Raw genomic sequence first — 23,597 nt, forward strand, 5'->3', positions numbered from 1 at the left:
TCAGGGTTTGCCGGGCTGTGACGCTTGCGTTCGTCCGCTTTCCCAGCCGCCGCCCAGGGCCAGGAACAGATCGATCTGGCTCATGGCAACCTGGGTATTGGCCGCCGCCAGTTGCGCGCGCATCGCGGTGTAGGTGCGGGTGGCTTGCAGGTCGGCGAGGAACGATTCGCGGCCGGCCTGGAAGAAGCGGTGGGTCTGGTCCGCCGCCTCTTGGGCCGAGCGCTCGGCGTCCGCCAGCGCCTCGCGCCGTTGCAGCACGGCGGTGTATTGCGCCAGGCCGGTCTGGGTTTCGCGGATGGCGTTGAGGACCACCCCGTCGAAATGCGCCAGGGCGCCCTGAGTCGCGGCTTCGGCCTCGTGGATGCGCGCACGGGCGCCGTTGGTCGGCACCGTCCAACTGATCATCGGGCCGAAGCCCCAGCGGTTGGTCGCCGGCTGGCCGAGGTTGTCGAGCAGGCCCACGGTGCCCACCGTGGCGCCGATGGCGATGTCCGGGTACAAGGCGCCGGTGGCCACGCCGATACGCGCGGTGGCGGCGGCCAGTTGGCGCTCGGCCTGGCGCACGTCGGGGCGACGTTTCAGCAGCGCCGCACCATCGCCCACCGGCAACAGCTGGGCGATGTGCGGCAGCTCGGCGCAGGTGCCGGTGCCCGCCGGCAGTTGGTCCACGGGCTTGGCCAGCAGCATCGACAGGCGGAACAGCCCGGCCTGGCGCGCCGCTTCGTAGCGCGGCATGTCGGCGCGCAGGGATTTGTATTGGGTTTGCGAGCGGGTGACCTGGGTTTCATCGCCACGGCCCGCGTCACGCAGGCGTTGGGTCAGTTTGGTGCTCTGGGCTTGCAGGTCGAGGGACTCGTTGGCAATCGCCAGTTCTTCGTTGGCCGCGCACACCTGGGTGTAGGAGCGCACCACATCGGCCACCAGGGTGATGCGTGCGGTATCAGCGGCAGCCTGGGCCGCATCGGCGCTGGCCTGGGCGCTTTCGATGCCACGTTGCAAGGTGCCGAACAGGTCGAATTGATACGAGGTGGTAATGCCGACGCTGCCGATGTTATCCACCGGCACTTTGTCCGCCTGCAAAAACGCTTCGCCGGATTCCTGCAGGCGCTGCACCTCGGCCTTGGCGCCGGCACTCCAGCCGCCGGCGGATTCAGCCTGTTGGGTCTGATAACGGGCGCGCTGCAGGTTGGCTGCGGCTACGCGCAGGTCGGTGTTGGAGGCCATGGCCTGGCGTACCAGCTCGTCCAGGCGCGGGTCTTTGTACAGCTTCCACCAGTCGGCCGGCACCGGCGCCGACACCACGTCGTTGCCCTTGCCCGCCAGTTGCCCTTGCAGGTCAGCGCGGTTGACGGCAGACGTTTGCGGCAGCTGGTAATCCGGCCCCACCACTTGGCAGGCCGACAGCAACAATCCCAGCGCAGCAGTTGCCCACAGCTGCTTCATGGCTTGGCTCCGTCATTGGGTTTGTCGCCAATGATCGATACGGTGGCGGTACGCCCGGCGATCATGCGGAAGTCCGCCGGGACATCGTCAAAGGCAATACGCACCGGAATCCGCTGGGCCAGGCGCACCCAGCTGAACGCCGGGTTGACGTTGGGCAGCAGGTTCGAGCCGCTGCTGCGGTCGCGGTCTTCGATACCGGCGACGATGCTCTGCACATGCCCGTGCAGGCGGGCGTTGTCGCCGATCACACGGATGTCCACGCCCATGCCGACGTGGATGCCGTCGAGCTTGGTCTCTTCGAAGTAGCCGTCGATATGGAAGGAATTGCTGTCCACCACCGACAGCACCGGCCGCCCGGCGGTGACGAACTCCTGGGTACGCGGTGCGCGGTCGTTGACGTAGCCGTCCACCGGGCTGCGGATCACCGAGCGGTCGAGGTTGAGTTGGGCCGAGTCCACCGTCACTTGCGCTTCGGCCAGGGCCGATTGGGCGCGGGCAACACGGGACTGGCTTTCTTCCAGCTGCTCGCTGGGCACCAGGTTGCCGAGGCCACGGTTACGCTTGTACTCGCGACTTGCCTGGGCCAGGGTTTCCTGGCGGTCGGCCACGGCGGCCTGGGCTTGGCGCAGGGCCAGCTTGAAGCGGTCCTGGTCGACGGCAAACAGTACCTGGCCCTTGGTCACCAGCTGGTTGTCGTGCACATCGACGCGCTGGATCAGCCCGGACACGTCCGGCGCGATCTGCACGATGTCGGCACGGATGTGACCGTCACGGGTCCAGGGCGCAAACATGTAGTACATGACCATGCGCCACACAACGACGACCGCGAAGCTCACGATCAACAACGTCAGGACTACACGGCCGATGGTCAAAAAAGGTTTTTTCATGTCATCAGGTATCGACTGAGTGAGTCCACCGCGCCCAGCAACAGCGCGTAGAGCCCCACATTGAACAATGCCCGGTGCCAGACCAGGCGATAGAAGTGGACGCGGGTCAACAGCCCGTGCACCACCAGGAATAACACGTACGTAATGCCCATCAGCACCAGCAGCGTGGGCAGGAACACCCCGCTGATATCCAGATCACCGATCATAAAGGCGCTCCATCGGGTAGCGGCGCTTCCATCTCCGTGCCGCCAATGAATTCCACACCCGGCAGCAGTGCCAGGCGCAGGCCGGCCAGCGCGTGCAGCAGGTGCAGGCGGGTGTCGTCTTCGTCTTGCAGGCCCTGGCCATTGAGGGCGCGGCGTGTGCGGTCGAGGGTCATCAGCAGACCGCTGGGCGCAGGCAAGCGTTCACCCGCCTTGAGGCAGGCCTTGAAGTAACCGCCCACGCCTTCCACCACCTGGTTGAGCAGCACCCGCGGTACACCTAGGATGCGCGGCGAATAGGCCAGCAGGTCGAGCAGGTTGAGCGCTACGCGCAGGTCGCGCAGGGCGATGCCGGTGTCCTGGCCGATCATCGCCAGGCGCGGCAGGTGTTGCATCAGGCGGTCGAGCATCTGTGCGGCGAGGTGCCGGTGTTCGTTCAGGGTGGCGGGCTCGGTCAGGCCGACGATGTCGCGCCAGCTGAAACGGGTCAGGCGCTTGGCCGCCAGTTCGGCGCCGAAGGGCCGGGCGATCAACGTCCACACAAAGGCGAACAGCAGGCCCACCGGCCCGGCCAGGTTGACGTTGGCGAAGTTGAGGAAGTCCGCGTCGTAGGCGCCCTGGATGCTGATGAACGACGAGGTGTTCACCAGCGTCAGCAGCATGCCCAGGTAAAAACGCGGCTGCACGGTCAGCGTGCCGATGCAGATGAACGGCACCGCGAACGCCAGTACCAGCATCGGGAAATCGTGCAGGTTGGGCAGGACCAGGAATAGGTAGAGGCTGGCGAACAGCACCGACATGGCGGTCCAGAAAAAGAACCGATAGATCTGCGGCGCCGGGTCGTCCATAGAAGCGAAAAAGCTGCAGGCCACGGCTGCCAGGATCACCGCGCTGCCGCCATCGGTCCAGCCCAGCAGGATCCACAGCACCGACGCGACGATGATCGCGGTGACGGTGGAAAACGCCGAATAAAGCATCAGGCCATGGTCGAGGAACGGTGTGAGCCGGCCCAGGCGCCAGTGACGGTACACGGCGCGCCAGGTGTCCTGGCTTTCGCACTGGATGGCGGCTTGCAGGCTGCGGCAGTCCTGCCACAGGTCGATCCACTCGCCCAGGCGGTAAAGGGCGTTGGAGAACAACAGCGTGGGGCGCTCGTCCAGCGCTTCGCCTTGGGGTTGCAGGGTGTCGACCTGGTCACGCAGGGCACGCCAGCGTTCCAGCGGTGCGCTTTCGGTGGTGTTTTCCAGCCACTGCCGGGTAGCTTCCAGCAGCGGCGTCAGTTGCTCGAGAAACTGCGGCGCACGCTGTTCGACGGCATACAGCGCATCGTCGAGCTCCTCCACCAACGGCAGCAGGTGGATCATGCGCCCGCGCAATTCCTTGGTATTGCGCACCGTCTGCGGCCGCGCGCCTTCGTGGGGCAACTGGCCGATCATCAATTCAAGGGTATTGAAGGTGGCGACCATGCCGCCGCGCAGGGCGCTGACTTCTTCCGGCTGCACATTGCGAGAAAGAAAACGCTGGCTGTAGACCTGGGCGTCGCCAAACCACTTGGCCACCGCGCCATCGAACACCGGCATCAGCCGCCGTGGCCAGAACATCGCGCCCACCACCGCCGCGACCGCAATGCCGAGGAAGATTTCCTCGGTCCGCGCCTCGGCCACATCCCACACCGCCAGCGGGTTATCCACCACCGGCAGGGCGATCAGCGGCAAGGTGTAGCCGGCGAGCATCAAGGCGTAGTTGTTGGCGGTGCGCAGGTGCATGGAGAGGAACAGCAAGGTGCCCGTCCACAGTGCGATCACCACCACCAGGATGTACGGCGATTGCACGAACATCGGCACAAAAAACACCGCCGCCGCCGCCCCCATCAAGGTGCCGATGGCGCGGTACAGGGCCTTGGAACTGGTAGGGCCGACAAACGGGCTGGAGACGATATACACCGTGGCCATCGCCCAGTACGGACGCGGCATTTGCATCAGCATGGCGATATACAACGCGATCATCGACGCGGCGAAGGTACGAACCCCATAGAACCAGTCACGGGCGGGCGGAAAACCGGTAAAAAATCCGTTCAAAGCGTCGCCGCCTCAAAGGCCCGCAGTACGCGCAGTGCGGCTTCCATGTCGGCGGTCGGAAGGTCCGCCAGCACTTCGCGGCGCAGGCGCACCAATTGCACCTCCACCGCCTGCACCAACTCGCGACCACGCTCGGTGAGGCTCAGGGCCTTGGCGCGGCGGTCGTGGACGTCTTCGGTACGGCACACATAGCCGTCATGGCACAGCCGGTCGAGCAGACGCACCAGGGACGGGCTTTCCATCCCGGAGGCCTGGGCCACTTTGACCTGGTGCACCCCGTCGCCCAGGCGGCCGATCATCAACAGCGGCACGGCGCAGGCTTCGGAGATGCCATAGCTGACCAGCGTGCTCTGGCAGATTTTGCGCCAGTTACGGGCGCCCACCACCATGCTGCTGCTGAGGTTCATCTGGAGTTGTTCGAGGGATTGAGGCACTGGATAGTTCGCATACAGTTAGTTTGCTAACTATCAATATGGCCAAGGGATCGAATTGCGTCAAGTTTTGAAACAATTTAGCGGATGGGTGGAGCGATTCAGTGGCAACGCCGCAGGCCGAATGTGGGAGGGGGCTGGCCCCCGATAGCGGAGTGTCAGTGAACAGATTCGTTAGATGATCCACCGCCATCGGGGGCAAGCCCCCTCCCACATTTGGATCGGTGTCGGCTTCAGGATTGCTGTGCGGCCTCGCCATCCAGGTGGCGCTTGTTTTGGCCCATCACCTCGCGAAGGGGGATCCGTGTGGCCGTGACCAAGGGGATGGTTGGGTCTGTGCAACCGGCTTATTGCCCGCTCAGCCTCCTAAGCGGCCCTGCTGGAAAACGTCAGCACCTTTTGCTCCACCGCCAGACGCTCCAGATTTTCACTGCCTCGGACGCAACGACTAACGCAGCCATTAACACCAAGTTGTAGTTAGGAAAAAACTGAGCACCTACCAGCAACAGCGAAACAGAAGGCACAATAAAAGCCAATCGCAAGGGTGTTTGAAGGTAAGTAACCCACCTCACCTGTTCACGTCCAAGAAAAACAGTAAGCACGAGATTACGATGGAAGCTTGCAGCAGCATGGCAAAGCCGAACATGTATAACTGCACAACACTATGATCACGCAGCACCCATAAAGCACTTTCAAAATCGCTTAAATAAGGAATCCTTCCCTCTATTGCGCTGGCCACTGCATACCGAATCAGATAAAGGGCATCCATGACTCCCCAAAACCAAAAAACCAGCCGTTTCATGTTGTGTCCAGAGCAGGGAGTTAGCGCCTGTTAATAGCGAGCGCCTCCCACCGGCCACTACCGTCCACTTCCGCTTAGCCGATAGGAAATTTCCCAGTGTCGCGCAGAGCATGCCCCACCTCCTCCTCAATAAACTCAAACACCTCCTCCGACACGCTGTACTGAAACTGCTTGCGTCGGTGCTTGGAAACCTTGCCCTCGTTATCCAGGCACATCATCACCAGCTTTGATAGATCACTGCCGCGCACATCAAAGCGCTGGTTCACGGCCTTGATCACGCGGTCGTAGCGGTCGAGAAATTCGGTTTCTTCGCGCAGTTCCACTTCCAACGCGCGGCGGGCCATTTGCAGGGTGAATTCGACGCAGTGGGTGGCGTCCCAGTAGCGGTAGATCGAGGGGTGGCCGATGAAGTCGAAGGCCATTTGATCGCCGTCCAGCCACGTGACGTTCCAGAATTCCCGCGTCGGCTGGGAAAAGGCTTTGAGAGCGGCCAGATAAGCTTGCTCTTCGTGCTTCATCGCGACGGACACCGGTAGCAGCAGGCCGTTTTCCAGTGCACCGTAATGGCAGAGCGTCTGATGGATCAGGAAGCGCGACAATCGCCCGTTGCCGTCCATAAACGGGTGCAGGAATACGAAGCCGAAGGCAGTGACTGCCGCCGCTACCAGGGGGTCGACTTCACGTACTGGCTGATTGGCGAAGGCCATCAGCTCTTCCATCAGTTCCTGGCAAAGTTCAGGGGCTGGAGGAACATAGCTGACGCCCGCCGCGCCGCGCAGGCCGTTGTGCAGATGATTCTGCTCATGGCGAAACGCGACAGCTTTGTCGAAGGGGTTGGAGACGGTGCTGTTCTGCAGATCTACCAAGTAGTCCTCGGTCAGCAAGCGGCCTTCGTGGGCCTGGCGTAACAGTTGAACGAAGCGGCGGGATTTTTCTTCGCTGGGTTGTTCTTTTTCGATGGCAAACGAATCACGGGTTTCGTGGAGGTAGGCCCACTGGATGGCACGGTCCATCATTTCGGGTGGGAGGGTGGCCATGAAGGATTTGGCGCGGGCCAGCACATTGAGCGCCAACAACGCGTCCAGCTCAGGCGTTCGCTCCACGGTGGCGCAGTAATGCAAAGAACCCAAGCCGTTGAAATCCACGCGCCAGCGGCTGTTGCGGATGCTGGGTCCGGTTACGTAGCGCTCGGGATCGAATAAGGCAACGACGCGGCCTCGAACGGGCTTTGAATAATCCAGGGCCTGCCCGGTAAATCCCTCCCATAGAAAACAAGCTTTGCGAATGAACGCACCATTGGGCGAATCCGCCAAGGCAACCAAAAACGGCTCAGGACCAAGCCGTTCAAAAGCCTGGGCGAGCACGGCCAGGTTCACGCCTTCATGCTTGAGAGCAAATAGCACATGCTCAAATAACGCAGCATGCGCGGGCGCCACAGCGGCCGGCACAGCCAGACAAGTGCCGATTCGAGTGATTCTGGTCACGGGTTTAATCATCGCAACACGGGAGGGCGCAATAATCTTTAGGTCCAGGACTTCACATAGATGGGCATATCCGACTGTTGCCAAGGTGAATCCCCCAAGAAAAAATAACCCAGGCGATTAAAGCCCAGATTTTTTTACTGCTCACCTTTTTTTTTTACAAAAACACAATTTTCAAAAGATTTTTTTACACCCCTCGCCCACCCCGCAACATCAGATTCAACTCATCCACCACCTCCGCCCAATCCGCATCGTCCAAGATTTCCTCACGCAAAAATGCTTTCTGGCTGTCTGTCCAGAAAAACGCCTCAGCCAACTTCAAATCCGGCTTGAGTGGCGAGTGGGCGGTCACAAACTGATCAATACCGACCGGGTCATCCGGCAGCCCAAGCTGTTTGAACAGTGACGGCAAGCTGTGCACGGGCGATTCCATGACGGACTCCTGAAAAAAGGTATTTAACCGAGTCTAGCGGCAGCCCTCGGGTTGTGGTGGCGGCACGTTGCACAACACGAACAAACGCGCCCTGGCACCACCACCGTCCTGGCGACTGAGTTCGCGCCAGCCCTGGGGCAGTGGCGCGAAATCGTCCGACGCTTCGTTGCTGCTGATCAGCCACACGCGGCGGGTGTCGGCGGGCAGTGCCGACAGACGGTCCAGGTAAATGCGCCCGCCGTCCTGGTCCACCAGGGTGCCGAAGCCGTAGGCGTTGGGCCGGGTCGGCGTGCCATCGGGCTTGGGCGGGGTGTAGAGCTGCAGTTGGGCGTCGGTCTGGTCGTAATACACATAGCTGAGGTACCACATCATGTCGCTGAGGACGATGCGATCGTCTTCCTGGTAATTGCGATTGACGAACTCCACCGGCACATTGAATTGGTCGTGCTCATCCACCGTGAAGTTGTTTTTGAGGCCCACCAGCTCCACGCCGACAAACAGCACGAACAGCGCCGCACCCAGCAGCGACAAGCGCGCAGGCAGGCGGTCGATCGCCATGGCGACAAGGATCGGCAAACCCAAGGCGTACACCGTAAGGTAGCGCTCGATAAACACCGGGGAGATAAACGATACCCCGTAGACCAGCAACAGCGGCAGCAGGAAAAACAGCGCCAGCAGGCAAGCTGGCCGATGGCGTTCGCGGTCTCGCGCGGCCGTCATCACGACCACGGCCATCAGTAACAGCGGGACAAACCAGAACAGCGGTGGCCAGAAGCCGATACCTTCATCCTGTAACACGAACTGCCAGATCATCGAAGGCAGGGAAAACAGGCTGACCGGTTCTTCCCAGCCTATGTCCCCGCCTACCTTGAGTTGTTCGACGTGCTGCACCAGGTCCAGCAGGTTCGGCAGCCACGGTACGTACAACAGCACAATCGCGGCATTGGCTACCCACCAGGCCGGGCGTGCGATCAGCCGTCGGCCTCGCGGCTGCGCCTGCCACAGCACCCCCAGGTAAGCCCAATGCACCAGCACGCACAGGGCGGTGAAGTAATGGGTGTAGAACCCGGCGCTCATCAACGCCACATACATGGCCAGGTAGCGCAGCCGCTCGGGCTGGCGTACCCAGTACACCAGCGCCAGCGTGGCCCCCAGCAGCCACACGCCCAGCAGCGAATACATGCGCACTTCCTGGCTGTAGCGCACCGCCGTGGGCAGCAGCGCCAGCAGGATCCCCGCCAGCACGGCAGCACGCCGGGTAGACAGTTGCCGTGTCAGCCAGACACCCAGGCCCACCGCAACCACGCCGGGGATGGCACTCATGCCACGAATCGACCAGATACTGTCGCCGAACAGCTCGATCCAGCCGCGCAGCATGAAGAAGTACAACGGCGGGTGCACATCGTGAGCGGCGTGAAACCACAGGTCGGCAGCGGCGTATTCACTGAGCAGCAGGCTGGAGCCCTCGTCGCCCCAGATCGCCGCCGATGTCAGGCGGTAAAACCGCAGGGCCATGGCCAGTCCCAGGATCGGCACCCACCACAGTCGGCTCAGCCAACCGACGCGTTCCCACGTAAGACGATTGAATGCGGGCAACGCACCGACCTTTTCGTTTTGCTCTACCACAGACCGGCGCACCTCGATTCCCCCGCTGTTGCCTTGAGTGCCTCAGCGCAAACACCGCCACTCTAGGACAAAAGCCCCCGGTTCGCTTCTGGAATCGGACAAATCAGCAATTTGTGTAGGGCTTCACCGAAGCGCCCGCAGGAACACGCTATGATTGCCGCCCTCCAAGGACCCAGGATCAAGGACACGTCATGCGTATCGGTTTTCTCTCCCCCCTGGCACTGGCCCTGCTGGCCGGTATTTCCCAGCAGGCCCAGGCCAGTTCCGACGATTCGTGCTACCCCGATTGGCGTGTCTCGCGTGACAGCCTCGACCCTTGCAACAACGTGCCGTTCCTGAGCCCGGGCAATGACAGCCGGGCCAACCTGCGCCTGTTGCTGGCGGACAAAAAGGCCGCGCCGTTGGTGCCCAAGGCGTTGAGCGAAGATGACCTGGCCCAGGGTTTCGGCCCGGTGCCGTTCCCGGTGTATCGCCTGGCCGCTGCCTCCAGTGCAGAGACCGAGCCCGACTCGGACGATTCGCCTACCGCTGAGCTGGACACCCTGCTGACGCCCCTGGGCATCAAGCGCGAGGCGTACAAGACCGCTGGCGAAGCCTTCCTCAATGGCGAAGGCAGCCGCTGCCGCAGCAACGACGATGACAGCGCCACGGCGTTTATCCGCCAGGTGGTCAAGGCCGACATGCCGGCGGCCGAGCGCGCGCTGCTGGCAAAGGCGCGGCTGCAACTGCTCACCACCTGCACCTGGGATGGCCCGGTGATCGCCGAGCCGCAGCAGATCCAGTCAGCCGACGGCCAACTGTTTCGCACCTACCTGCAAGCCGCCGCGGATTTCTACAGCGGCCGCTTCGCCGAGGCCGCGCAAGGCTTTGCCGGCGTCGGCAGTGCACAGTCGCCGTGGCTGAAGGAAACCGCGCTGTACATGACCGCCCGCACAGCGCTCAACCAGGCCCAGGCCGATACCTATGACGAAGACGGCGTACCGCACCTGGACCGTGTGGATAAACCCGCATTGGCCACGGCCGAGCAGGGCTTCAAGGCCTACCTGAAGACTTATCCACAGGGCGAATACGCGGCCTCGGCCCACGGCCTGCTGCGCCGGGTGTACTGGCTGGCCGACGACAACACCCAGCTCGCCGACGCGTTCGCCTGGGCACTGACGGCCACCGACGAGCAGCGCAATGTGTCTGAGGATGAGCTGGTAGAAGAAGCTGACCTCAAGCTGTTGATGGTCAACAGCGATACCGTCAAGACCCCGATGATCCAGCTCGTCAGCGACCTGATGGTGATGCGCGGCGGCAACCAGCCGGCCCTCAACCGCGCAGACCTCGAGAAGCAAAAAGCCGCGTTCGCCAGCGAGCCGGAGCTCTATGAGTATTTGCTGGCCGTGTGTGCGCTGTACATCGAACATCAACCGGATGCTGCCCTGAAGCAGTTGCCGCAAAGCGTGCCGACAAACCTCAACTACTTCGCCTTCAGCCAACAGACCCTGCGCGCCCTGGCCCTGGAAGCCAAGCAGGACTGGAAAGGCGCCGAAGCGCTGTGGCTGCAACTGTTGCCGCTGGCAAAACTGCCGCTGCAACGCGACCAGCTGGAGTTGGCCCTGGCCATGAACTACGAGCGCAGCGGCCAGTTGGCCAAGGTGTTCGCCAGCGATTCGCCGATCAGCGCCAAACAGGTGCGCTACATCCTGCTGCGCAACATCGCCGGGCCTGAACTGCTGCGCCAGCAGATCGCCCAGGCGAGCGATCCGCTGGAACGCCAGACCGCGCAATTCGTGCTGCTCTACAAAGACCTGCTGCACGGCCAGTTCGCCACCTTCGCCGAAGACCTCAAGCAGCTGCCGGCCCAGGCCCCCGAGGACAAGCTGGGCACCAGCCTGGGTTATGTCTACAGCGCCAGCCAGACGCTTAAGCTGTTCCAGTGGAACGGCGACAAGGCCGAATCCGGCTACGCCTGCCCGAGCATCGCGCAAACCGCAGCGACCTTGCAGACCGACGCGAAGAACCCTCAGGCCCTGAACTGCTTCGGCGAATTCATCCTGCGCAACAACCTGGACGGCATGCCTCTGGAGCAGGCCCGCGCCGCCGGCAGCCTGGGCAGCACCGCTTCGGATTTCAAGGGTGAAACCTTCTCGCGGCTCGACGGTTACCAACAGGTCATCGGCAATGCCAAGGCACCGAAAAACGACAAGGCCTACGCCCTGTTCCGCGCCATCAACTGCTACGCGCCGGCCGGCTACAACAGCTGCGGCGGCCAGGACGTCGAACCTGGCGTGCGCAAAGCCTGGTTCCGCCAACTGAAAAGTGGTTTCGCCGACACCCAGTGGGGCAAATCGCTGCAGTACTACTGGTGAAGCACCTGTGGCTGGGCGTGCTGTTGCTGGCAAGCCCGGCCTTCGGTGCCGTCGATGCCCGCGACTACGACGCCTTCTGGCTGTGGAGCGGCGTCACGCCCCAGCCGGTACTCAAGCAGGCCAAGACCCTGTACATCCTCCAGGGCCAGATCAACGCCACCCGCCGCGCGCCCCAGCGCGGTGTGCAACTGATCGCCCAAGGCATCAGCGTACCGCGCCTCACCCGCGGCGACGTCTGGGTGGTCTACCGCGCCCACACCCTGCGCTGGCCCGAACAGGTCTACACCCAACTGCTCGGCCAGGTACAACGCTGGCGCGACGCAGGCAACCCGGTGGTCGGCATCCAGATCGACTTCGACGCCCGCACCCAATACCTGCACGAATACGCCGACTTCCTGCGCGACCTGCGCCAGCGCCTGCCGGCCGATCTGAAACTGAGCATCACCGGCCTGATGGACTGGAGCAGCAACGCCGACCCCACCGCCATCAGCCAGCTCAAAGGCGTGGTGGATGAGGTGGTGGTGCAGACCTATCAGGGCCGCCAGAGCATCCCGGATTACGCGGCGTATTTGCCACGGATGAACCGAATGGGGCTGCCGTTCAAGATCGGTTTGATTCAGGGTGGAGAGTGGGAGGAGCCGGGGTATTTGCAGGGGAGCGAGTGGTTTCGGGGGTATGTGGTGTTTTTACGCAATCCTTGATGGATGCTTGCTCGCGAAAACCTGAGATTGCCACGAGCATTCAGAAAGACCCGCGTCATCGTTAACGTTTTTCGCGAGCAAGCTCGCTCCTACATTGGAAGATGGTTACCAGTCATAGGTCAGGCTGGACACCACCGTACGCCCTTCCCCGTAGTAACAATCCAGGTCGCTGGTGCACTGCGAGACATAGGTCTTGTTGGTGAGGTTCTGCACGTTCATTGCCAGTTTCACGCCTTTGAGCTTGAGCGGCGAGGCGCCCAGGTCGTAGTTCAGGCTGGCGTCGTAGACGCTGTACGACGGCACGCTGAACGCGCCTTCGTAGTAATCGCCCAGGCTTTGGCGCGCGTAGCGGACGCCCAGGCCGGCACCGAGGCCGGCGAGCGGGGTGTCGCCCAGTACGGTGTAGTTGACCCACATCGACGCCGTGAGCGGCGAGATGCCAGCGGGGTGGCGGCCTTGGCGACCTTCTTCGTCCTTGGTGTACTTGATGTCGTTGCGCGCGGCCGAGGCGATGATCTCCCAGGCGTCGCTGAGGGCGGCCTTGGCTTCCAGTTCTACGCCGCGGGAACGCATGGCGCCGCTCTGGGTACTGAAGGTGTCGTTGGGGTTGGTGGTGAGCACGTTTTCCTGGTCGAGCTGATAGACCGCGACCTGCACAAAACTCTTCTGGCCCGGCGGCTGGTACTTCATGCCCACTTCGTATTGCTTGCCGGTGGAGGGGTCGAACGGTTTGCGCTGGGCGTCGGTGCCGGTCAGCGGCAGGAACGATTCGGAATAGCTGACAAAAGGCGCCAGGCCGTTATCGAACAGGTACACCAGGCCGGCGCGGCCGGTGAAGGCTTCGTCCTTGCTGGCGAAGCGGGTGCCTTGCAGCGGCTCCTTGTTCACCACGCTGGCCCAGTCATAACGCCCACCGAGCACCAGGGCCCACTTATCCAGTTTGATCTGGTCCTGCACATACAGGCCGGTCTGGCTCAGGGTGCGGTCCCAGCGGTACGGTTGGCCGAAATTCAGGCGCTGGCCGTAGACCGGCTTGAACAGGTCGATTACCGGTGGGTTGCGGTCATACAGGCCATGGAACAGCGAGCCGGAGTGGTAGTAATCCAGGCCGACGATCAACGTATGGGACAGCGCACCGGTGTCGAATTCGGCCTGGGCGATGCTGTCCACGCCAAACACTTTGTTGTTTTGCGCCCAGTCCACGCCGAAGCGCTGCAGGTAGCGTTGGTCCTGCACACCGGTGGCCGGGTTGGCGACGAAGCGGTAGCCGTGCAGCGGTGCGGTGTAGCGGTCGTCCACCTCGGCGTAGCGCGCGTTCTGCTTGAGGGTCCAGGTATCGTTGAGGCGATGGGAAATCTCGTAGCCCAGCACGTACTGCTCGCGGTTGTACTGGTTGACGCCGGGCTCGCCGATAAACACATCGCGCTTGATCTTGCCGTTGGGGTTGGCCCACAAGGTGCCGGACGCCGGCAACCCTTGGGCCTCGGGCACGCCCTTGTCCTTCTGGTATTGGGCGAACAGCGTCACACGGGTGTCGTCGTTGGGGCGCCAGGTGAGGCTGGGGGCGATGAACTGGCGTTTGTTCTCGACGTAGTTGATCTCGTCCTGACCGTCGTTGGCCAGGCCGGTGAGGCGGTAGAGGAATTGCCCCTGTTCATCCAGCGGGCCGCTGAGGTCGATGGCCGCACTCTTGTGCTCGTAGGTGCCGGCTTCCAGCACCACCTGATGCACCGGGGTTTCGCTGGGGCGCTTGCTGACCATATTGACGATACCGCCCGGCTGGTTTTGCCCATACAGCACCGAGGCCGGGCCCTTGAGCACTTCGATGCGCTCCAGGGAGTAGGGCTCGATCTGCAGCGCTCCACCCGTGCTGCCGCCGCCGTAGGGCAGGTGCAAACCGTCAAGGTACAAGGGCGTGGGGGTGAAGCCGCGCGAGGTAGGTTCGTCGAATAACTTGACCCGGTCGGCAAAGCCACCGGCGGTCATGCCCGGGGTGTAGAGCAACGCCTGGGTGACGCTCTGGGCGCCGCGAGCCTTGATCTCGGCGGCGGTGATCACGTTGATGGTCTGGGGGATTTCCACCAATGCCGAATCGGTCTTGCTGCCGGACGCACTGCGCGTGGCGACAAGGCCGTCCACCGGGCCCCAGGCGCTTTCCTCGGCCTGCTGGGCGCTGATCTGAGTCGCGCCGAGCTGCAACGGCCCGGCGGATGGCATCGCCTGCAACGACCAACCGCCCTGGGCCTGCACCGCCACCAGGCCGCTGCCTGCCAGCAGCCGCTCCAGGCCGGACCCGACGCCATAACTTCCCTGCAGGCCTGTGGTGCGCTTGCCTTGGGTAAGGGAAGCATCGACCGACAACAAGATGCCCGACGCACTGGCGAACTGGTTCAAGGCCTGATCGAGACTGCCCGCCGGAATGTTGTAGGCACGCAGCGCTTCGGTGCTGTCTTCGGCATGTACCTGGGTCGGCAGCATCGGCACCGTCGCCAGCAGGCTGACAAACAGGCCACGGCGCAAGGCGCGGGCCAAGGGTTGGATTGGGTGGTGCGGCATTGCAGGACTCCCCGTGAGAACGCTTCTTGATTGGCTTTCAAGAGGTATCCCGAACGGGGCGCGCAAACCGACAAGCATCGATAAAAAAATTTTCAGGCCCGCGCCTTGATGGTCACCCAGTAGCGCGTCACCGACTGCACCTGCACCGGCAGCGAACGCTCCAGGGCCGCAAGGATCGCGTCGGTATCGTTCAACGGGAACACCCCCGTCAGCAGCAGGCCAGACACCGCCTGATCACAACGCAACAGGCCTGGACGATAGCGGCTCAGTTGCGCGACAAACTCGCCCAATGGCTGGCGCTCGGCGATCAGCCGATGCGCGGTCCAACTGCTGGCATTGGCACTTACCGCAGGCAACGCCGAGCTTTGGCGCGAGTTGAACCACAGGCTGTCGCCGGCATTCATCTGCACCGCCGGGCCCTGCAACGGGGTGACCCGCACGCGGCCTTCATACAGGTCGACGCGGCTGCCATCGGGCAGTTCGCACACGGCAAAACGGGTGCCCAGCGCCTGCACGTCACCGGCCGGGGTTTCGACGATCAAAGGGCGCACCGGGTCGTGGCCGCTGGTCAACAGGATCTCGCCACGGATCAGGCGAATGCGCCGCTCGCTGGCGCTGAAACGCAGGTCCACTGCACTGTCGCTGTTGAGGTCCAGGCGCGTGCCGTCGCTGAGGGTCACGTGGCGAATCTCGCCGGTGGTGGTGCGGTAGTCGGCAAAGGCTGCCTGCCAGGGTTCGCTGCGCTGCACCAGGTAGCCGCTTCCACCCGCCACCAGCAGCAGGCCGAGCAGTTTCAACGCGGCGCGGCGCTGGGTGTCCGGGGTGTCGCGCAACACCGCACGGGCGCTGTCCACGGGCACGCTGCCAAGGGTTTGTTGCAGGTGCTGCAGACGTTGCCAGGCGCGACGGTGTTCCGGATCCGCCGCCTGCCATTGCGCAAACGCCTGGCGTTGCTCGCCTTGCAGTTCGCCGCTCCAGTGCAGCATCAGCCATTCGCTGGCTTGCTCGACAATGGCCGGGGCGATGGGGGCGTCGGGCCTCATTCTGCGTACGCCACCTGGTAGCAGGCGACGATCGCGCGGGTCATGTACTTCTGCACCGAACTGACCGTGACGCCCAGGCGCTCGGCGATCTGCGCGTAGCTCAGGCCTTCGAACTGCGAGAGCAGGAACGCGCGGCGTACGTTGTCGGGCATGCGGTCGAGCATGGCGTCGATCTGCATCAGGGTTTCGAGAATCAGCGCACGGGTTTCCAGGCTCGGCGACTCGGGCTCGGGTAAATGCGCGATGCTTTCCAGGTAGGCACGCTCGATACGCAGGCGGCGCCATTGGTCGATCACCAGGTTGCGCGCGATCTGCACCAGATAGCTGCGGCTTTCCTTGTCACCGGGGTAGCGACCGGAGACCAGCAGGCGCAGGAAGGTGTCCTGCGCCACATCGGCGGCGTGTTCGCGGTCGCCCAGGCGCTTGCGCAGCCAGCCTTGCAGCCAGCCGTGATGGTCACGGTACAGGAGGTGAAGCTGTTGCTGGCCGTCAGTCGCGGTGTCCATGAAAAACTCAGATACATTATTGAGAGCAATTATCATTACACCTTGTTTCGCGGCTGGCAAAACTCTTTGTGGTTCAGCGCTCGGCGGTTTGCAGCGGATACACCGATTCCCACCCCCCGCCCAACGCCTTGTACAAGCCGACCATGGCCAACGACACGCCAGTAGAACTCTCCACCCACTGCTCCTGCGTGGCCAGCAGCGCGCTTTGCACGGTGAGCACGTTGACGAAATCCACCACACCTTCAACGTATTGGTGCTGCGCGGTGGTCAGGGCGATCTGGTTCTGGCGCACGGCTTCGGCGAGGCTATCGCGACGCAGTTGGCTGGCGTTGTAGCGGGTCAGTTGGTCGTCGATTTCATGCCAGGCTCGCAGCACGGTGTGCTGGTAGGCCAGGGCCGCTTCCTGTTGCTGGGCTTCGCGCAGGTCCAGCATGCCTTGCAGGCGGCCGCCGTTGAACAGTGGCAGGCTCACTTGCGGGCCGAAGGCAAACGCGCGGGAGCCCCAGGAGCCGAAATCCGACAGTTGCATGGCCTGGGAGCCGAGGCTGCCGGACAAGGTAATACGCGGGTAAAAATCGCCCTTGGCCACGCCGATGCTGGCGGTGGCGGCGTGCAGGCGCGCCTCGGCCTGGCGTATATCCGGACGGCGCTCGGCGAGTTCCGACGGCAGGCCGATGGCGACCTGGCGTTGGGTCTGCGGTACGGCGGCGTCCTTGGACAATTGCGCGTGCAGGGCCTGCGGTGGCTCGCCCATCAGCAGGCTGAGGGCGTTGATCAACTGGTCCTGGCGTTGCTGCAGATCCGGCAGCCGCGCTTCGATGGCGGCGACCTGGGCGGCCGCTTCGGCAACATCCAGGTCGGTGGCCACGCCGTCGGCCAGACGCAGTTGCGAGAGCTTGAGGCTGTGGCGGGCGACGTCGAGGTTTTGCTCGGTCACCGCGCGGGTGTTCTGTACGCCACGCAGCTGGATGTAGTCCTGGGCGGTCTCGGCCAGTACCGACAACAGCACGGCGCGGCGGTCGTTTTCCGCCACTTGCAGGGTGGCGTCGGCGGCTTCGGTTTCGCGTTTGACCCGACCCCAGAAGTCCAGCTCCCAGGACGCCGAGAAGCCCACATCCCACTGGTTGAACGCGGAACGCCCGTTTTCGCCGGAGGGGTCGTTCAAGCCTTTGCCGCTGTTGCGTTTACGCTGGTAGGCGCCCGTGGCGTCGACAGTGGGATAACGCTCGGCGGTAGTCACCTGGCGCACCGCGCGGCTTTGTTGCAGGCGGCTGCTGGCCAGTTTCAGGTCGAGGTTATCGGTCAGCGCGCGGCGCGTGAGGGCCGACAGTTGCTCGTCGTGGAACACGTCCCACCAGCGTTCTTGCAGCGGATCACTCACTGCTCGGCTGGCGGCTTGTCGCCCTTGAGGTTCGCTCCACCGCGTGGCTTGCGGCGTGTGCGGGCGCTGAAAATCCGGCCCGACAGTGCAGGCACTCAGGCTGATAACACTCAGGGTGAGCCAGGCAAGGTGTCTCATTGCTGGGCCACCTCACGCTGCGGCGCGACCGGCTGGGTGTCGACGCTGGCCTCGACCGACATGCCGACCCGCAGGCGCTCGGTCAGCGGTTGGTTGGGTTCGAGGACGATTTTCACCGGGATACGCTGCACCACCTTGGTGAAGTTGCCGGTCGCGTTGTCCGGCTTGACCGATGCGAAGGTCACACCCGTGGCAGGTGCGAGGCTCTCCAGGTGGCCGTTGAGCAGCTCCCCGTCGAGGCTGTCGACCCGCACCTGCACGGCCTGGCCGGCGTGCATATGGGACAGCTGGGTTTCCTGGAAATTGGCGACCACGTAGGCCTCGGCCAACGGCACCACCGCGAGGATCTTGCTGCCCGGGGTCACATAGGCCCCCACCCGCACCGCGCGCTCACCGACCATGCCATCCACCGGCGCGACGATGCGCGTGTAGGACAGCTGATAACTGGCCATTTCCAACGCGGCCTGGGCACGCTTGAGCCCACCTTCGGCGGCATCGCGCTGGGCCGTGAGGATTTCCACCTGCTTGCGCTCGGCCGCCAGCACCGCCGTGGCGTTAGCCAGGCGCGCGGTGGCCTGGTCGATGCGGGTCTTGGCTTGCTGGGCGTTTTGCACGGTGCCCGCGCCCACGCCGGCGAGGTGGTTGTAGCGGTTCAGCTCATGTTCGGCGAAGGCCACTTCGGCGCGGTCTGCCGCCACGGTGGCCTGGGCCTGGGCGATCACCGAGGTTTGGCGCTCCAGGGTCGCGGTGGCGTTCTTCAGCTGGGCCTGGGCGACCAGGGTGTCGGCGTCGGCGGCCTGGGCGGCGGCGCGAAAATCGCGGTCGTCGATCAGCGCCAGCAGTTGCCCGGCCTTGACGCGCTGGTTGTCTTCCACCAGCACTTCCTTGATAAAGCCCGCCACACGTGGCGCCACCAGGGTGAAATCGGCGGCGACGAAGGCGTCGTTGGTGGCCTGGCGCTTGTTGCCCAACAGGCCGGGCGCGACCAGGTAGACCAGCACGCCGACGGCAAACACGGCGATAACGGAGACGGCGATTTTGTCTTTGCGTTTCATGGGAAGTCCTTGTGGCTAGGTCGGTGCGCGAGGCGGAAAAATCCGCGTGGGCATCCAGAAAATCAGCAAGATCAACGCCACCGCGACAGCGGCCATGACGTAATAGAGGTCCGAAGAAGTCAGCACCACGGCCTGCTCGTGCAGGCGGTGGGCCAGGCCCGGCGCATCGCCGTCGGCCAGCGGCGAGTTACCCAGGCGGTCCACCAGCATGGTCGAGTGAAAGTGCAGGCGCTGGGTGGTCAACGCATCCAGCACGCCGGTGGCAATCACGGCAGCCAGGCCTTTGACGGTGTTGAACCAGGCCGAGGCGAACGGCCCATCCGCCGGTTGAATGCTGCCGGTGGAGAGCATCAGCAGCGGCAACACCGCCATGGGCTGCCCGAAGATTTGCAGCAGGTACAGGCCGTAGAAATCGTCGCGAATCCATGCCGAGGTCAGGTGCGCACTGCCCACGCAACACAGCACCAACATCCCCAGCCCGATCCCCAGGACCCAGCGGCAATCGACCCAGCGCAGGTTGCACAACGCCGCCACCAGCGGCAGCGCGATCAATTGCGGCAGCGCCATCAGCAGCATCACCGGCGCGGTTTGCAATGGGCGATAACCCTGGACCTGAGCGAGGAAACTCGAGGGGATGATGATCACCGAGGTCAGCACCATCAGCACGCCTGCCAGCACGATCAGGGCAAACGCCAGGTTGCGCAGGCCGAGCATCTGCAATTTGAAAAACGGCATCGGGTGCGACCATTCATTGAGCATGAACAGCACCAGCAGCACACTGCCGCCGCATAGCAGGAAGGTGATCAGGCCCGACTCGAACCAGTCCAGGCGATTGCCCTGCAGGATGCCGATCACCAGCATGCAGATCGCCGGAAACCCCAGCAGCAGTCCGCGCCAGTTGAACTGCTTGAAGCGCTCCAGGCGCAGCGGGTCTTGCGGCAAACCGTAGGCCACGGCGGCCATGGCCAGCAGGCATGGCCCGACGATCTGCCAGAACGCCCACTGCCAGCCGACGTATTCGGTCCACAGCGCCGCCAACGGCGTGCCGAGGCTCGGCCCGAACGTGGCGGTAAGTGCGTAGCCAGCCAGGCCATACAGCTTGACGTTGGCCGGCAGGAAGCGCAGCGCCACGGTCATCAGCATCGGCGGTAAGGCACCGCCGGCCAGGCCTTGGACGGTACGCAGCAGCAGCAGGCTTTGGTAGTTCGGCGCAAACGGGCACAGGATCCCGAGCACGGTGAACAGGCCAATGGCGCACAGGGTGAAGCGCCGCAGGGAAAACGTCACCGAACACCAGGGCGCAAAGGCCATGGCCGACACGGAAGTGGCCGTGTACGCGGCCACCAGCCAGGTGCCTTCGTCAAAGCCGATGTACAGCGCACCGCGAATATCCGCGAGGGCCACCTTGGTGACCATCTCGTTGAGGCCGGACACCAGCACCGCGAGCAACACGCCGACCAGGCCGATGATGATGCGCGGGCCGAATACAGGCGGGGTGATGGCGGTGGGTCTGGCTGCGGCCGCAAGGGTGGGGGCAGCGAGGGAAGTCATGAACAGGCAGCTCGGGATTAGAAATACCCGAGCAGTTTAATCAGGCACATCCATGACAAAAAGTTACATGTTGGCAGGATATAAGTGCGCCAGGCGCAATCCTGGATTCACTATAGAACCCTTGTGGGAGGGGGCTTGCTCCCGATTGCGCTGGATTAGATAGAAAATCTGGGTCTGGCACACAGCAATCGGGAGCAAGCCCCCTCCCACATTTTGACCGCGCATGGCTTGTAGATCAGGTGGGTTGGGCTTCCAGCCAGGTGGCGTGGCAACTTTCGCGCATGGTTTCGCGCAGCCACTTATGAGCCGGGTCTTTGTCGAAGCGCGGGTGCCAGGATTGGGCCAATACCAACGTCGGCAGCGAGATCGGCAACGCAAACGCGCGCAGTGGCAGCTTCAAGCGGTTGGCGCTCAACAGGGCTTCCTTGGGCACCGGCAGAATCAGGTCGGAATCGGGCAACATGAACATCGCACCGTGAAAACCCGGCGCAATCATCGCCACCCGCCGCTCCAGGCCCTGGGCATTCAGTGCAGTGTCGATCGGGCCACGGGCGATGCCACGTCGCGAGATGCTGATATGGGAATAGCTGGCGAAGCGCGCGGCGGTGATCTCGTCGTCAAACAACGGATGGTCCTCCCGCGCGAGGCCCACGAAGGTGGTGGAAAACAGGTTCTGCACCTTCACTTCCGGAGTGACCGGCATGGTGTTGCTCACGCGCAGGTCCAGCCGCCCTTCGCGCAGGGCTTCATCATCGGTGTCGCCTTCAGGCACGAAACACAGCTCGCACAGTGGCGCCATGCGCTCCATGGTGTCGAACAGCCGACCGCCATACACGCCGATGAAAAAGTCATTGGCGCGCACACTGAAGCGACGGCGCAAGGTGCTCAAATCAACCTGATCCGCCGAGCGAAACAGCAACGCCGCCTGCTCCACCACGTTGCGCACCTGGCCTTGCAACTGCAAGGCCTTGGGCGTCGGCACCAGGCCGCGACCGGCGCGCACCAGGATCGGATCGCCCACCGCTTCGCGAATACGTGTGAGGGTACGGCTCATGGCCGCCGGACTGAGGTTCATCCGCCGCGCGGCGCCCACCACGCTGCCCTCGTCGAGCAAGGCGTCGAGGGCGACCAACAGGTTCATGTCGGGTAGTTGCATGCCAAGCACTCGTGGTCAGTCGGGAGTGAGCTGGCCGCAATCGTAGCAGGCTGGGGGTATCAGCGCTGCATGCCCCACCGTTTCACGGTTAGCCGCTCGAAGGTGTCGAACACCAGGTTTTCCACCAGCAGGCCGATCAGGATCACCACCGCCAGGCCGGCGAATACCTTGTCGGTGTACAGCTCGTTGCGGTTCTGGAAGATGTACCAGCCCAGGCCGCCCTTGCCGCTGGTCGCACCGAATACCAGCTCGGCGGCGATCAGGGTGCGCCAGGCGAAGGCCCAACCGATTTTCAGCCCGGCGAGGATCGACGGCAGTGCCGCCGGGATCAGGATGAACAACACGAAACGCATGCCCTTGAGGCCATAGTTGCGACCGGCCATGCGCAGGGTTTCGGACACACCGAGAAACCCGGAATAGGTGTTGAGCGCCAGCGCCCACAACACCGAATGCACCAGCACGAAAATCAGGCTGTTCTGGCCCAGGCCGAACCACAGCAGCGCCAGCGGCAATAAGGCGATGGCCGGCAGTGGGTTGAACATCGAGGTCAGGGTGCTCAGCAGGTCACGGCCCAGTTGCGTCGACACCGCCAGGGTGGTCAGGGCAAACGCCAGCACGATGCCGATCAGGTAGCCCTTGATCAGCACCACCAGCGAGATGCTCACCTTGCCCAGCAGTTCGCCACTGAGCAGGCCGTCATAGAGCGCGTGAAAGGTCTGCAGGAAGCTGGGCAGCAGCAGGTCGTTGTTCTGGTAACGCGCGACGGCTTCCCAAAGGATCGCGAGCACGATCAGGATCAGGCCCTTGCGTAGCCAGCCTTGCTGCCACAGGCGTTGGCGCAGGGGCAGTTCGCGTTCCACGGGGACGCTGAGCAGCGGCTCAAGGTTGATTTCGTATTCCTGGCGCATTGGGTTGTCCCCTTAGTAAGCGATGCGGATGTCGGCGAAACCCAACTCACGTTCGGCCTCGGGCGCTTCATCGAACAACAGGCGATGAATCCGCCGCGCCGACGCCTGGAACTCCACGCCACCGAGGCTGTGCAGGTCGTATTGATGGCTGTGGATTTCCGCGCGCACACGCCCCGGATGCGGCGACAGCAGCAGGATGCGATTGCCCACCACCAGCGCTTCTTCGATGGAGTGGGTGACGAACAGCAGGGTGAAGCGCACTTCTTCCCAGAGCAGCAGCAATTCCTCCTGCATCTTGCGCCGGGTCAGGGCGTCGAGGGCGGCGAAGGGTTCGTCCATGAGCAGGATTTTCGGCTGCATGGCCAGGGCGCGGGCGATGGCCACGCGGGCTTTCATACCGCCGGAAAGGGTGTGCGGGTAAGCGTCGGCAAAGGCGCTGAGGCCGACTTTGTCGAGGTAGTGCAGCGCCCGTTCTTCGGCTTCGCGACGCGCTAAGGTCTTCGACGCCAGCAGCGGAAACATCACGTTCTGCTTGACGGTTTTCCACGGCGGCAGCTGGTCGAACTCCTGGAACACCACGATGCGGTCCGGGCCCGGCTGTTCGACCTTTTGCCCCAGCAGGCGGATCTCGCCTTCGCAGGGTTTGATAAACCCGGCAATGGACTTGAGCAGTGTGGATTTGCCGCAACCCGATGGGCCGAGCAACACGTAGCGATCCGCCGGGTCGATCTCGAAGCTGACTTGGTGAGTGGCGCGCACCACGCGCTCGGGGGTGCGGTATTCCAGGCTGACGTTATCCACCGCCAGCAATGGTGCGGCGGTGTGCAGGTTGCTGGCCGTGTGGCCTTGCAAGGGCGCGTTCAT

At 63.3% G+C, this 23,597-nt stretch carries 20 protein-coding genes; 2 read left to right on the forward strand and 18 right to left on the reverse strand.

The window, feature by feature from the left end; genetic code table 11:
• The 9 genes from FX984_RS32060 to FX984_RS32100 form a co-directional block, all read right to left on the reverse strand.
• Entirely contained in the window at positions 1 to 1,443 is a 1,443-nt protein-coding gene (locus tag FX984_RS32060; protein WP_146478337.1) for an efflux transporter outer membrane subunit, read from the reverse strand.
• On the reverse strand, positions 1,440 to 2,330 hold the full coding sequence (locus FX984_RS32065; protein ID WP_027608075.1) for an efflux RND transporter periplasmic adaptor subunit: 891 nt from the start codon (positions 2,328 to 2,330) through the stop codon (positions 1,440 to 1,442). The genes FX984_RS32060 and FX984_RS32065 overlap by 4 nt, the downstream gene beginning before the upstream one ends.
• Positions 2,327 to 2,536 (reverse strand): DUF1656 domain-containing protein, encoded by a 210-nt coding sequence (locus FX984_RS32070; RefSeq protein ID WP_012721577.1) that lies wholly within the window; start codon positions 2,534 to 2,536, stop codon positions 2,327 to 2,329. The genes FX984_RS32065 and FX984_RS32070 overlap by 4 nt, the downstream gene beginning before the upstream one ends.
• Entirely contained in the window at positions 2,533 to 4,611 is a 2,079-nt protein-coding gene (locus tag FX984_RS32075) for an FUSC family protein (RefSeq protein ID WP_098480633.1), read from the reverse strand. Before FX984_RS32075 ends, FX984_RS32070 begins: the two co-directional genes overlap by 4 nt.
• A complete protein-coding gene (locus FX984_RS32080; protein WP_027608073.1) occupies positions 4,608 to 5,018 on the reverse strand; it encodes a MarR family winged helix-turn-helix transcriptional regulator in 411 nt (136 codons plus the stop codon). The genes FX984_RS32075 and FX984_RS32080 overlap by 4 nt, the downstream gene beginning before the upstream one ends.
• Before the next feature lie 592 nt (positions 5,019 to 5,610).
• Positions 5,611 to 5,844: a hypothetical protein gene (locus FX984_RS32580; RefSeq protein ID WP_186511926.1), complete on the reverse strand. Its 234-nt coding sequence runs from the start codon at positions 5,842 to 5,844 to the stop codon at positions 5,611 to 5,613.
• A 74-nt stretch (positions 5,845 to 5,918) separates the two neighbouring features.
• A complete protein-coding gene (locus tag FX984_RS32090; protein WP_146478336.1) occupies positions 5,919 to 7,412 on the reverse strand; it encodes a Fic family protein in 1,494 nt (497 codons plus the stop codon).
• Between the two features lie 100 nt (positions 7,413 to 7,512).
• On the reverse strand, positions 7,513 to 7,758 hold the full coding sequence (locus FX984_RS32095) for a DUF2789 domain-containing protein (protein ID WP_027608071.1): 246 nt from the start codon (positions 7,756 to 7,758) through the stop codon (positions 7,513 to 7,515).
• A 33-nt stretch (positions 7,759 to 7,791) separates the two neighbouring features.
• Entirely contained in the window at positions 7,792 to 9,396 is a 1,605-nt protein-coding gene (locus tag FX984_RS32100; RefSeq protein ID WP_146478335.1) for a glycosyltransferase family 39 protein, read from the reverse strand.
• 179 nt (positions 9,397 to 9,575) lie between these two features.
• Between FX984_RS32100 and FX984_RS32105 the strand changes: the two genes are divergently transcribed.
• Together FX984_RS32105 and FX984_RS32110 are read left to right on the forward strand one after the other, a co-directional pair.
• Positions 9,576 to 11,738 (forward strand): PA5441 family protein, encoded by a 2,163-nt coding sequence (locus FX984_RS32105; protein WP_146478334.1) that lies wholly within the window; start codon positions 9,576 to 9,578, stop codon positions 11,736 to 11,738.
• A complete protein-coding gene (locus FX984_RS32110) occupies positions 11,735 to 12,439 on the forward strand; it encodes a DUF3142 domain-containing protein (protein WP_141605219.1) in 705 nt (234 codons plus the stop codon). Before FX984_RS32105 ends, FX984_RS32110 begins: the two co-directional genes overlap by 4 nt.
• A gap of 105 nt (positions 12,440 to 12,544) precedes the next feature.
• On the opposite strand, the gene FX984_RS32115 is transcribed toward FX984_RS32110, so the two are convergent.
• The 9 genes from FX984_RS32115 to FX984_RS32155 all read right to left on the reverse strand — a co-directional run bounded on the left by FX984_RS32115 (position 12,545) and on the right by FX984_RS32155 (position 23,597).
• Positions 12,545 to 14,995 carry a TonB-dependent siderophore receptor gene (locus FX984_RS32115; protein ID WP_146478333.1) on the reverse strand — a complete coding sequence of 817 codons (2,451 nt, stop codon included), beginning with the start codon at positions 14,993 to 14,995 and terminating at the stop codon, positions 12,545 to 12,547.
• A gap of 92 nt (positions 14,996 to 15,087) precedes the next feature.
• Complete coding sequence (locus FX984_RS32120; RefSeq protein ID WP_092358604.1) at positions 15,088 to 16,038, reverse strand: FecR domain-containing protein; 951 nt, start codon at positions 16,036 to 16,038, stop codon at positions 15,088 to 15,090.
• Positions 16,035 to 16,544 (reverse strand): sigma-70 family RNA polymerase sigma factor, encoded by a 510-nt coding sequence (locus tag FX984_RS32125; RefSeq protein WP_027608065.1) that lies wholly within the window; start codon positions 16,542 to 16,544, stop codon positions 16,035 to 16,037. Before FX984_RS32125 ends, FX984_RS32120 begins: the two co-directional genes overlap by 4 nt.
• A gap of 73 nt (positions 16,545 to 16,617) precedes the next feature.
• The gene (locus FX984_RS32130; RefSeq protein ID WP_098480641.1) at positions 16,618 to 18,063 is read right to left on the reverse strand and encodes an efflux transporter outer membrane subunit; all 1,446 of its coding nucleotides are present in this window, start codon (positions 18,061 to 18,063) and stop codon (positions 16,618 to 16,620) included.
• Complete coding sequence (locus FX984_RS32135; RefSeq protein WP_092358600.1) at positions 18,060 to 19,118, reverse strand: HlyD family secretion protein; 1,059 nt, start codon at positions 19,116 to 19,118, stop codon at positions 18,060 to 18,062. The genes FX984_RS32130 and FX984_RS32135 overlap by 4 nt, the downstream gene beginning before the upstream one ends.
• A 15-nt stretch (positions 19,119 to 19,133) precedes the next feature.
• Positions 19,134 to 20,669, reverse strand: a complete 1,536-nt coding sequence (locus FX984_RS32140; protein ID WP_065940997.1) for an MFS transporter — start codon at positions 20,667 to 20,669, stop codon at positions 19,134 to 19,136.
• A gap of 235 nt (positions 20,670 to 20,904) precedes the next feature.
• Positions 20,905 to 21,825 carry a LysR family transcriptional regulator gene (locus FX984_RS32145; protein WP_027608061.1) on the reverse strand — a complete coding sequence of 307 codons (921 nt, stop codon included), beginning with the start codon at positions 21,823 to 21,825 and terminating at the stop codon, positions 20,905 to 20,907.
• Positions 21,826 to 21,884: 59 nt separating this feature from the next.
• Entirely contained in the window at positions 21,885 to 22,733 is an 849-nt protein-coding gene (locus FX984_RS32150; RefSeq protein ID WP_065940996.1) for an ABC transporter permease, read from the reverse strand.
• A gap of 12 nt (positions 22,734 to 22,745) precedes the next feature.
• A complete protein-coding gene (locus FX984_RS32155) occupies positions 22,746 to 23,597 on the reverse strand; it encodes an ABC transporter ATP-binding protein (RefSeq protein ID WP_027608059.1) in 852 nt (283 codons plus the stop codon).

Source organism: Pseudomonas marginalis, from assembly GCF_008692035.1.
Taxonomy (GTDB): domain Bacteria; phylum Pseudomonadota; class Gammaproteobacteria; order Pseudomonadales; family Pseudomonadaceae; genus Aquipseudomonas; species Aquipseudomonas marginalis.